Origin of the sequence: Aeromonas sp. HMWF014 (assembly GCF_963878295.1) — a bacterium.
Classification (GTDB): Bacteria; Pseudomonadota; Gammaproteobacteria; order Enterobacterales; family Aeromonadaceae; genus Aeromonas; species Aeromonas popoffii.
Map to the genome: position 1 here is coordinate 1 of NZ_CAWNYS010000261.1, position 10,583 is coordinate 10,583.

The 10,583-nt window shown below is 56.5% G+C and carries 10 protein-coding genes and 3 pseudogenes; 7 read left to right on the forward strand and 6 right to left on the reverse strand.

Annotated features, from left to right (window positions below; translation table 11 throughout):
* Window positions 1-85: 85 nt before the first annotated feature.
* The 4 genes from AAC083_RS10540 (at window position 86) to AAC083_RS10555 (ending at window position 2,998) form a co-directional block, all read left to right on the forward strand.
* On the forward strand, window positions 86-628 hold the full coding sequence (locus AAC083_RS10540; protein ID WP_108536557.1) for a hypothetical protein: 543 nt from the start codon (window positions 86-88) through the stop codon (window positions 626-628).
* Window positions 629-902: 274 nt separating this feature from the next.
* A complete protein-coding gene (gene pyrB / locus AAC083_RS10545) occupies window positions 903-1,823 on the forward strand; it encodes an aspartate carbamoyltransferase (RefSeq protein ID WP_042035958.1) in 921 nt (306 codons plus the stop codon).
* Between the two features lie 17 nt (window positions 1,824-1,840).
* Window positions 1,841-2,305 carry an aspartate carbamoyltransferase regulatory subunit gene (gene pyrI / locus AAC083_RS10550; RefSeq protein WP_005318436.1) on the forward strand — a complete coding sequence of 155 codons (465 nt, stop codon included), beginning with the start codon at window positions 1,841-1,843 and terminating at the stop codon, window positions 2,303-2,305.
* Between the two features lie 201 nt (window positions 2,306-2,506).
* Window positions 2,507-2,998, forward strand: coding sequence for an arginine repressor (locus AAC083_RS10555; protein WP_181364712.1), 492 nt, complete (start codon window positions 2,507-2,509; stop codon window positions 2,996-2,998).
* A gap of 206 nt (window positions 2,999-3,204) precedes the next feature.
* Here the strand turns inward: AAC083_RS10555 and AAC083_RS10560 are convergent, their stop codons facing one another.
* From AAC083_RS10560 to arcA, 4 genes are all read right to left on the reverse strand, one after another.
* Window positions 3,205-4,611: a YfcC family protein gene (locus AAC083_RS10560; protein WP_042035955.1), complete on the reverse strand. Its 1,407-nt coding sequence runs from the start codon at window positions 4,609-4,611 to the stop codon at window positions 3,205-3,207.
* A 122-nt stretch (window positions 4,612-4,733) separates the two neighbouring features.
* Window positions 4,734-5,738, reverse strand: coding sequence for an ornithine carbamoyltransferase (gene argF, locus AAC083_RS10565; RefSeq protein WP_042035954.1), 1,005 nt, complete (start codon window positions 5,736-5,738; stop codon window positions 4,734-4,736).
* A gap of 100 nt (window positions 5,739-5,838) precedes the next feature.
* Window positions 5,839-6,765: a carbamate kinase gene (gene arcC / locus AAC083_RS10570; protein ID WP_108536560.1), complete on the reverse strand. Its 927-nt coding sequence runs from the start codon at window positions 6,763-6,765 to the stop codon at window positions 5,839-5,841.
* Window positions 6,766-6,827: 62 nt separating this feature from the next.
* Entirely contained in the window at window positions 6,828-8,048 is a 1,221-nt protein-coding gene (gene arcA / locus AAC083_RS10575) for an arginine deiminase (protein WP_042035951.1), read from the reverse strand.
* A gap of 747 nt (window positions 8,049-8,795) precedes the next feature.
* Between arcA and AAC083_RS10580 the strand changes: the two genes are divergently transcribed.
* From AAC083_RS10580 to AAC083_RS10590, 3 genes and pseudogenes are all read left to right on the forward strand, one after another.
* A complete protein-coding gene (locus tag AAC083_RS10580; protein ID WP_181364713.1) occupies window positions 8,796-8,972 on the forward strand; it encodes a hypothetical protein in 177 nt (58 codons plus the stop codon).
* Window positions 8,973-9,072: 100 nt separating this feature from the next.
* A pseudogene (locus AAC083_RS10585) lies at window positions 9,073-9,349 on the forward strand (chromosome partitioning protein ParA); the annotation flags it as partial.
* Window positions 9,341-9,523 (forward strand): annotated as a pseudogene (locus tag AAC083_RS10590) (carbamate kinase); the annotation flags it as partial. The pseudogenes AAC083_RS10585 and AAC083_RS10590, both read left to right, overlap by 9 nt.
* Before the next feature lie 603 nt (window positions 9,524-10,126).
* Here the strand turns inward: AAC083_RS10590 and AAC083_RS10595 are convergent.
* Window positions 10,127-10,369 (reverse strand): hypothetical protein, encoded by a 243-nt coding sequence (locus AAC083_RS10595; RefSeq protein ID WP_146181649.1) that lies wholly within the window; start codon window positions 10,367-10,369, stop codon window positions 10,127-10,129.
* A 99-nt stretch (window positions 10,370-10,468) separates the two neighbouring features.
* A pseudogene (mglC, locus tag AAC083_RS10600) lies at window positions 10,469-10,583 on the reverse strand (galactose/methyl galactoside ABC transporter permease MglC); the annotation flags it as partial.

Genomic DNA, 10,583 nt, shown 5'->3' on the forward strand with positions numbered 1-10,583 from the left:
GTAACTTGCTGTATTTACAGCCTTGTCAGGGTAGGAAAGCCACATAAATGGGGGTAGGGTTAAGTCTGGCTCCGGGAGGCGACTCATGCTCAATTACCGATTGCTCCAACAACTGGCACCGCTCAACTTCAGGGATGAACGCAAGACTGAGCACCTGCCCGACTATCTCGACCGGGTCGCGCCGCGTGTGCCCTTCATTCCCCACAACGTGCTTTCCCAGTGGATTTATCGCCATTGGCGCGGATTTGAGTCTAACTGGAGCTTTCTCGACCTCGCCCGTCACCGGTTCGAGTGCGAACAGTGGCCCACCAGCCGCATCCTAGCCCAGACAGGATCGCGTCACATGGAGGTGATCGACCGCTGGGGCGAGATGCTGCGCCACAACCGTTACGTACGCCGCTCCTGGATCGGCGAATACATGCTGACCCAGGGCACCTGGTCCGAACCCATCATAGTGCTGGCCACCGCGCCGGATAGCCGTTATCCGGACGGACAGCTGCTACCGCAACCCTATTGCCTGCTGGAAGGACACCACAGACTCGCCTATCTGCGCTGCATGGCCGACGATGCCCTGCCCCTGCAAATGGAGCACAGCGTGTGGGTTTGCCGACCCGTTCACGACGCTTAAACGTTTTTCCGCGCAAATCTTGCCTTTGAAATAAATTTTTGACAATTCAAAATACGACTCTATAATCTGTCCGGTTTTGAAAAAGGTCGAGACGAAACGATGCAGTTTTTGATTCAGAAAACAGCCTTGCAGACGGGTGGAGCGCACCAGAGCAGCCCCGTTGTTTCCAGTTCCCGACCCACAGACCCCCAATTATTTTTAAAAAAAGCCCCTGTTTCAGGGGCTTTTTTTTGTGCCCGAAAAACCTTCATTGATGTCAAAGGGAATGCAGACGATGACCAATCCACTCTATAAGAAACATGTCATCTCCATTTCGGACCTGACCCGGTCCGACATGGAACTGGTGGTCGCAACCGCACAGCGGTTGAAGGCCGAGCCCGACACCCGCCTGTTGAAAGACAAGCTGGTTGCCAGCTGCTTCTTCGAAGCGTCCACCCGCACCCGCCTCTCCTTCGAGACCGCGGTTCAGCGTCTGGGTGGCAACATCATCGGCTTCGCCGACGGTGGCAACACCAGCGCCAAGAAAGGCGAGACCCTGGCCGACTCCATCAAGATCATCGGCTCCTACTCGGATGCCGTGGTGATGCGCCACCCGAAAGAAGGTGCCGCCCGTCTGGCCTCCGAGTTCTCCCGCGTGCCGGTCATCAACGGCGGTGACGGTTCCAACCAGCATCCGACCCAGACCCTGCTCGATCTCTTCTCCATTCATGAGACGCAAGGCAAGCTCGATGGCCTCAACGTGGCCTTCGTCGGCGACCTCAAGTACGGTCGCACCGTCCACTCCCTGGCCCAGGCCCTCAGCCTGTTCAACTGCCGCTTCTTCTTCATCTCCCCGGAGGCGCTGGCGATGCCGGACTACATCTGCGAAGAGCTGGAAGAGAAGGGCATACGGTTCAGCGTGCACGAGACCATGGAAGAGGTGATGCCGGAGCTCGACATCCTCTACATGACCCGGGTCCAGAAAGAGCGCTTCGACGAGACCGAGTACAAGCACATGGCCGCCAAGTTTGTGCTGGAGCTGGCCACCCTGGAAGGGGCCAAACCCACCATGAAGATCCTGCACCCCCTGCCCCGCGTCGACGAGATTGATGTGGCGGTCGACAAGACTCCCCATGCTTACTACTTCCAGCAAGCGGAAAACGGGGTCTACGCACGCCAGGCACTGCTGGCTCTGGTACTGAACGAAACCGTCTAAGGGAAAAGGGGAACACCATGTCCGAGAAGAATCAACTGCAAGTCGAAGCCATCCGTCACGGCTCCGTCATCGACCACGTCCCCGCCGGCCAGGGCATCAAGATCCTCAAGCTGTTCCAGCTGATCGAGACCCAGGAGCGGATCACCGTCGGTTTCAACCTGAAATCCGGCGCGCTGGGCAAGAAGGATCTCATCAAGATAGAGAACACCCGCCTGACCGCAGAGCAGGCCAACCAGCTGGCCCTGTTCGCCCCCAAGGCAACCGTCAACATCATCGAAGACTTCGCCGTGGTGAAGAAGCATCAGCTGGAACTGCCGGAGTTCATCACGGGCGTGTTCCACTGCCCCAACTCCAACTGCATCTCCCACAACGAGCCGGTAGACAGCTACTTCCGGGTTAGGGAGGTGAAAGGTGTGGTGCGCATGAAGTGCAAATACTGCGAGAAGTCCTTCACCCAGGATATTGTCAGCGAACGTTACTGATATCTGAATGGGCCCTGTTGGGCCCATTTTTGACCCCTGTCACATCACGGATTCTCCGTTTAGCTATAATTTACCATTCTATAAAGGCTAAACATCGCTCATTCCCTGTCCCGCTCCTTTCTATCAGAACTTTTATCTATTAAAAGGCACTGATGGCAGATTTCGAGCGATAGCCTTCGGTCACAGTCAAAGGAAATCGCCGTGGTCAAAATCCTCAGTCGTCCCGTTGAACAAGAGCCCGACCTGGCCCAGCTGGGTGCCTGTCGCCAGATCATCGGTCAGCACTGCTACAGCACCCAGGAAGAGATCCGCCGCGAGTTGTCAGAGCGCGGCTTTGCCGACATCAGCCAGTCCACCATCTCCCGCCTGCTGCGCCGCCTCGGCGTCGCCAAAGCGCAAAATGCCAACGGCAAGAAGGTCTACACCCTGGTGGACGATCAGCTGGAACCTGCTGGCAGCACCCGCTCCATCCACGACATGGTGCGCGACGTGGTGCACAACCAGCAGATGGTGCTGGTCCACACCACCCCGGGCGCTGCGACCGTGGTGGCCCGCCTGCTTGATCGCAACGCCAATCCCGAGATCATGGGCGCCGTCGCTGGCAACGACGTGGTACTGGTCGCGCCACGCCATATCAGCCGCACCCGCCTGGCCCACGCGGCCGTGGTGCGTACCCTGGAGCAGGCCCGCTGACGTTCCGCCCCTGAATGCACAAGGCGACCCCTGGGTCGCCTCTTTGTTGCCGCACGCTCTATTTTTCTTGCTCTCTTTGCCTGTTCCTCCTTGCCTGACGTAGTGCCATCCTGGATGAGAGGGGTAGAGCAGGTGGCGCAAGACGCCGTGCCTGGCCATAAAAAACGGGAGCCCGCAGGCTCCCGTTTCATCTTGCTGGGCACTCCTTATGAGAGCAAGGCGCCCAGGCTAAGGCAGACCACGATCAGCACGGTCAGGATACCGAGCAGCGGTGCCACCCACTTCAGCCAGCGCACATAGGGCACCTTGGCGATGGCCAGCCCCCCCATGACCACGGCGGAGGTCGGGGTCACCAGGTTCACCAGACCGGAGGCAGACTGGTAAGCAGTCACCACCAGCTCGCGGCCCACGTTGGCGAAGTCGGCCAACGGCGCCATGATCGGCATGGTCAGCACGGCCAGACCGGAAGAAGACGGCACCAGGAAGGAGAGCACCAGCTCCAGCACGAACATCACGTTGATGAACACCACGGTAGAGAGGCCGGTCACTATCCCTTCTGCACTGTGCAATATGGTATGCGTGATCATGCCGTTGTCCATCACCACCACGATACCGCGGGCGATACCTATGATGAGGGCCACACCCAGCAGGTCGCGAGCACCGTCAATGAAGTTGGTGGTCAGCTCCTCTTCGCTCATGCGGGCGGTGACGCCGACAAGGATGGCAGCAGCCAGGAAAAGGCCGGAGATCTGCGCCATCCACCAGCCCAGCACAGCCACACCGTAGATCATCACGGCGAAAGCGGCGACGAAGATACCCAGCACTATCTTGCGAGTCAGAGTGAACTCCAGCATCTGGTCGCTCTTGTTGCCGAGGAAGTGGGCACGGTTCTCTTCCCACTTGTCAGCCACCAGGGATTTGCTGGGATCGTTGCGCACCATCTTGGCGTAACGCATGACGTAAGTAACACAGATCAACCAGCCAGCCACCAACATGGCAATGCGCAACCAGATACCGTCGGTAAAGGAGATACCGGCCGCGTTGGCGGCGATCACGGTGGCAAACGGGTTGATGGTGGAGCCCAGGGTACCGATACCGGCGCCGAGCAACACGGTCGCCGCGGCGACCACGGGGTCGAAGCGGGCGGCCATCATCACGGGCACCAGCAGGGTGTAGAAGGGCAGCGACTCTTCGGCCATGCCGTAAATAGTCCCCCCGGCAGCGAACAGCGCCATCAGGATCGGGATCATCCACTCTTCACGGCCACGCAGGCGGTAGGTCACACGCTCGATACCGGCGTCGATGGCGCCAGTCTTGGTCACAATGCCAAGAAAACCACCGATGATCAGGATAAACAGGGAGACGTCGATGGCACCTGCCTGATAGGTGTCATGGTTGTAGAGACCATCAATGGGTGCCAGCAGCACGTCGACTATCCCCTGGGGATTCGCCTCTACCAGCTTGTAGGTTCCGGTCACCGGCACTTCCTTGCCGAGGGCCTCATTCATGATCATGTCATATTTGCCGGCTGGCACTACCCAGCTCAGGGCGGCCACCAAGGCGATCAGTACAAACAGTATGGTGTAGGCTGATGGGAATTTGAATTTGGTCATGGTCCAGCTTCCTTCTGTGGTGTGGTATCCATGCAAGCTGCGGGTTGTAGGGTTAGAGGTATTATGCCGCCGTCACATGGTCGAAAAGCCGGGGGTTGCCCCCCGGCACCACTACTGCGACCTTAATCGCCCAGCGTAGCAACCATCACTGCCTTGATGGTGTGCATCCGGTTTTCGGCCTCGTCAAACACGATGCTGTGCTCGGATTCGAACACGTCCTCGGTCACTTCCAGACCTTTCATCCCATACTTGTCAGCCACTTCCTTGCCCATGGTGGTCTCATCATTGTGGAACGCCGGCAGGCAGTGCATGAACTTCACATCCGGGTTCTTGGTGGCGTTGATGACATCCATGTTGATCTGATACGGGGTCATCAGTTTCACCCGTTGATCCCACGCTTCTTTCGCTTCACCCATGGAGACCCAGACGTCGGTGTAGAGGAAGTCGGTGCCCAGCACACCCTCTTTCACATCCTCGGTCAGGGTGATGCGTGCGCCGGTCTCTTCGGCGATCAGGCGGCACTTGGCAACCAGATCCTCTTCCGGCCAGAAGGCTTTCGGAGCGACCAGACGGATGTCCATGCCCATCTTGGCAGCGCCGACCATCAGGGAGTTGCCCATGTTGTTGCGGGCATCACCCAGGTAGGCGAACTTGATTTGATCCAGACGCTTGCCCTTGCCGTGCTCCAGCATGGTCATGAAGTCGGCCAGGATCTGGGTCGGGTGGAATTCGTTGGTCAGGCCGTTCCAGACCGGCACACCGGCATGGGCGCCCAGCTCTTCGACTATCTCCTGGCCGTAGCCACGGTATTCGATGCCGTCATACATGCGCCCCAGTACCCGGGCAGTGTCCTTCATGGACTCCTTGTGACCAATCTGGGAACCGCTTGGGCCGAGATAGGAGACTTGCGCACCCTGGTCGAAGGCCGCCACTTCAAACGCACAACGGGTACGGGTGGAGGTCTTCTCGAAGATCAGGGCGATATTCTTTCCGCTTAGGTGCTTGCGCTCGTAGCCACCGTATTTGGCTTTTTTCAGGTCGATGGCCAAGTCGATCATGTATTGGATTTCGCGCGGGGTGAAGTCGAGCAGTTTCAGGAAGTTACGGTTACGCAGATTAAAAGCCATGATGAGTTCTCTCTATATTTGTTCAGACCAATTTGGGCAGTGTTATTGACTACGCATACACAATACAAAGTTGTTCAGGCCCCATTCGGGCAGTGGCTGACTAGGCATTCACGGTGCGGACAGCGACGATATTGGTGCCGGCCTCACCTTTGAGGATGGCCAGACCATCTTCCAGAGAACCGATACCGACCATGCCACCGGTCGCCTTGACGAATTCACAGGAGGCTTCGACTTTCGGTCCCATGGAGCCGGCATCGAACTTGACGCCAGCCAGTTCGGCCGGGCTGGTGACTCGCAGCGGGTGCTGGGTCGGTTTGCCCCAATCCAGGTAGACAGCATCGGCATCGGTCAGGATCAGCAGGGCATCGGCCTTGATCTGCTTGGCCAGGTAGGCGGCAGACATGTCCTTGTCGATGACGGCTTCGATACCGGTCAGGCACTGGCCATCCCAAGTCACAGGAATGCCACCACCACCGGTACAGATGATGAGGTGGCCCTGGGCTATCAGGGTTTCGATGGCATCACCTTCAACGATGCGCTGGGGCAACGGAGACGGCACCACGCGGCGGAAGAACTTGCCGTCGGCCTTGACCACCCAGTGCTTCTCTTCGGCAAGGGCGCGGGCTTCGGCTTCGTCATAGACGGGTCCGATAAACTTGGTCGGATTGGCAAATGCCGGATCCTGGGGATCGACCTGCACCTGGGTCAGCAGCGCGGTGACGTTGCGGCTCGGCATCAGGTTCTTGAGCTCCTGGATCAGCATGTAGCCGATCATGCCCTGGGACTCGGCACCCAGCACATCCAGAGGATAGGGGGCAACCTTGGTATAGGCGCTGTTTTGCAGGGCCAGCAGGCCGACTTGCGGGCCGTTGCCGTGCACCAGCACCACGTTGTACTCCTGAGCGATCAGAGCGATGGTCTTGGCGGCGGTGGCGATATTCTTGCGCTGGATATCCGCTTCAAGGGGCTCGCCACGACGAAGCAGAGCATTGCCACCCAGGGCGACGACGACAGTTGGTTTTTTCATGAGTGTTGATCTCGAGTCTTGGTATGTGTGGCGCCAGCCTCTGCCGGCGCCACGCCGTCTTGTTAGATGCCGTCACGTTCCATCGGGCAGCTCATGCAGCGGGCACCGCCGCGGCCACGACCCAGTTCTTCACCCGGAATGGGGAGCACTGTGATACCGGCCTTGTCATATTTCTCGTTGGTATAGGTGTTACGCTCATAACCCACGACTACGCCAGGACGCACTGTCAGCACGTTGTTGGCATCGTTCCACTGTTCGCGTTCGGCCTCGAAGCTGTCACCACCTGTGGTGATGAGCTTGAGCTGATCCACGCCCAGCGCCTTCTCGATGGCGGTCACGAAGTAACCCTCTTCCTTGATGTTCATGCCGGTGGCACCACCCGGAGTCAGGCTCCAGCAATTCACATCCTTGCGGATGACTTCCGGATAGACGGAGAAAGTATCTATATCCATGTGAGTCATGACGGTATCCAGGTGCATGCAGCTGCGGTGTTTCGGCAGTTCCATGGCGATGACCTGTTTGGCCTGACCGTGTTTGAACAGGCTGCGAGCCAGGTGCTCGACCCCTTGCGGCGTGGTGCGCTCGGACATGCCGATGAGCACGGCCCCACGGCCGATAACCAGTACATCACCCCCTTCGATGGTGGAGTTGTCGTAGTCACGATCCTCGTCACCGAAGTACTTGATGAAATCCTGACCGGCAAACTGCGGGTGCCAGCGGTAGATAGCCTTCACATGGTTGGTTTCGCGACGACGGGCCGCCTTGGCCATGGGGTTGATGGAGACGCCACCATAGACCCAGCAGGAGGTATCACGGGTAAAGAGGTGGTTGGGCAGCGGCTCTATGATGAAATCGGTCGGGGCGTGCATGCCCACTACCATGTTGACGCCGCTGTAAGGCATCTCTGAGTAGGTCAGGCCACCGGAGAGAATGCGCGCCAGTTCGCGGTGCGGCATGTCCGCCAAGAAGCAGCGCACGTCGTTGGCGAGGGAAGAGCCGAGGCGATAATCGGACACTTGATGTTGCAGCAGCCAGGTTTTGGCTTCCGGCACATCCAGCGTCTCGGCCAGCAGGTTAGTCAGCAGGAAAACGTCGACATTCTGATCGCGCAGTACCTGAGCGAATTTGTCGTGCTCCTGACCGGCGCGTTCAACCGACAGGACATCATCAAACAGCAGGTCCTGGCAGTTGGAAGGGGTCAGACGCTTCAGACTGAGGTTGGGGCGGTGCAACATGACACGGCGCAATTGGCCAACTTCAGAACCTACATAAAATTTGCTCATGATTATATTCCGTCTAGCAATGGTCCCTGCGAGTGATTGAATAGATTCCTTCTATTCATGCTCGTGGCTAAGGCGGGATATTCTTTATGTAGGGTACTCAGCTTGTGTTCTATCCTGCCCTTGCCTTTCGAGACCGAGGTTAGACCTGCCAATCACGATAAACTTAGACATTGATCACATTCACTCTGAACTGAATAAAATCACGTTTTATTCTTTGATGAGGGTAACAGAACTGACAATCTCTCATTCAGCCATCATGCATCAACACGCATAAACCCATGCTTTAATTTCAAATTTCATCCTATTTCATTCATTTCTCATATCTGCCAAAGGATATAACAAAAAACAAAAAACCATTATTTTCAATGTGATACAAAATAAAAATGCATCACCTGAATTTAATATGCATGAAACTGAATTTTTCACTGATTTTTACGGGATGAACATCGAGATAAATAGTCATAAGTGAGCGGCGCGCTGAATAATCTGCTTCTTGTCCCAGATCATGGCATTGTGCCAAACCCGCCAGCACAGGCTCGTGGCAGACGTTGTCAACAACATGCCGGTTATATGGATATGCACAAAGCCCGCATCTTGGTCATGTATTTCTCAGCCCCCTTGCCACCCTCTCTGTTCAAACTTTTTTCATTCGGTGAATTTATTTCATCACCTTGCGTCGCAGGCCCGCTCGGCTTTACTCAGAAAGTGATCCAGATCACACCGTGTTCTGTTACCAAGGAGATAACCATGAAGATCAAGTCACTGTTTCTGTTCGCCGCCCTGACCTTGCCCATGACCCCATCGCTGGTCAGCGCTGCGGGCGCCCCCGCGATACCCATGGTGGTCTGCCATGTCGACCAGGATCCCCAGATGCTGGTCCCAGAGTACGTGTGCAAGTGGTACGGTGGCCGCCAACACCACTGAAAATGAAAGCCCAGGAGGAGGTCACCTCCTCTTGGCTTGTCATGCGTCCCTCCTCCTATATTCAAGGCAGCTGTATTCATAGGGATAGGAGATAGTCATGATCCTGTTGGTTGATGGTGACCCACAACTCACCACAGTGGACTGGATCCAGGAGCGCAACGACAACCCGGATCGGCCCCAGATAAACGGCGTTCAGCTCTACGGCAATATTCGCAGCGACTTGCTCAGCCTGAAGAAGCGCTATGACTACGTCATCGTCGACTGTGGCGGCGAGGGCAACCGGGCACAACGCTCCACCATGGTAGTGGCCACAGATGCGAGATCGCATCACCACCTGCAAGATGGTCAATTCCCCCCTCAAGATCGCCGTGGTTCTGGTGCACGATAATGGCCCGCAAGTCGGCCTGCTGGCCCTGCAAAACAGCACTTATACCAAAGTCGCCCCCTATCCCCTGGATGTGCTGGGTGCAGAGTCTCAGGGCATGATCGGCTACATGCTGATCCAGCAGCTCAAGAACCTGATGCCGAGCCGCAACGTCACTGCGCTGCTGGCCCACCATATTGGTAGTCATTCTTGCCTTTCCGGCAACCAGCCATCTGCCTCTTCCCCCTTTTTGAACCCGAGTTAAACCGCGCGTGAGATATTAGCCACCCATTCTGTGAGTAAAACGCCTAAAAAAATCCCGAGATAGTCGGAAGATGGGATCAACTAACCTGAACTATAAACACTCAACCATATGATTTTAAATGACAAAAAACGCAACAAGTTTCTTGAGTAACGAGATTCGTAAAAACGTTTTTCAGGCTACCGTTGTCGTCCCCTGCGAAATCCTTATAGTTACTCATGCACGGACGCAATGAAGTCGGTCAGGAAGACTGGCTGCCAGGGTTGGGCAAATGGACTCACCACAGGATGTGGTAAAGGACACCTCCCAGGACGGAGAAAGTGCGACGGGAACGGACGACTCGTCAAGCCATGATGGCTACAGGACACCCCAAAGGATTGGGAAGGGGAAACCTAAAGGAAGAGGTATAGTCAGGGATTGCAGGGAGCAACTTCGTTCAAGGATATGAGCGATAAGACTATCGGGGGCGACGCAAGTCGCCCCCATCTTTTTGGCCTTTTTTTATCTGGACCCCAACTCCAGATGCCGTTACTGCTGCCGGAAGGACCCCACGATTTCCCTCAGCCTGTGATAGGTCTGCTGCATTGAAGCCAAGCTGGTCACGGTCAGACGGCAAGTGAGATCGCCACTGCCATGGGACGGCTCCGCCACCACTATCGCCACGCCAAGCAGCGAAAAGTAACGCCCCTCACCACTCATCTTCTCCAGCAGCTTCTTGAATTCGCTCATGTCGAGGTAGTAAAGGTAGGCAGAGCCGGCGCCGCGTGGCATCAATGGTGTCCAGTCTCAGCAAGAGGTCAATCTCGACCTTGAATGGCATGGGCCCCTCTAGAAGAGAGGGCTGGCAATGCCAACCCTCCCTGCCAATCGTTATTTCTTCTTGGCGTACTTCATGGAGTCCAGCGCGACCGCCAGAATGATGATGCCGCCCTTGATGATGAACTGCCAGTAAGGGCTGACCCCGATATAGGTCAAACCATAGTTG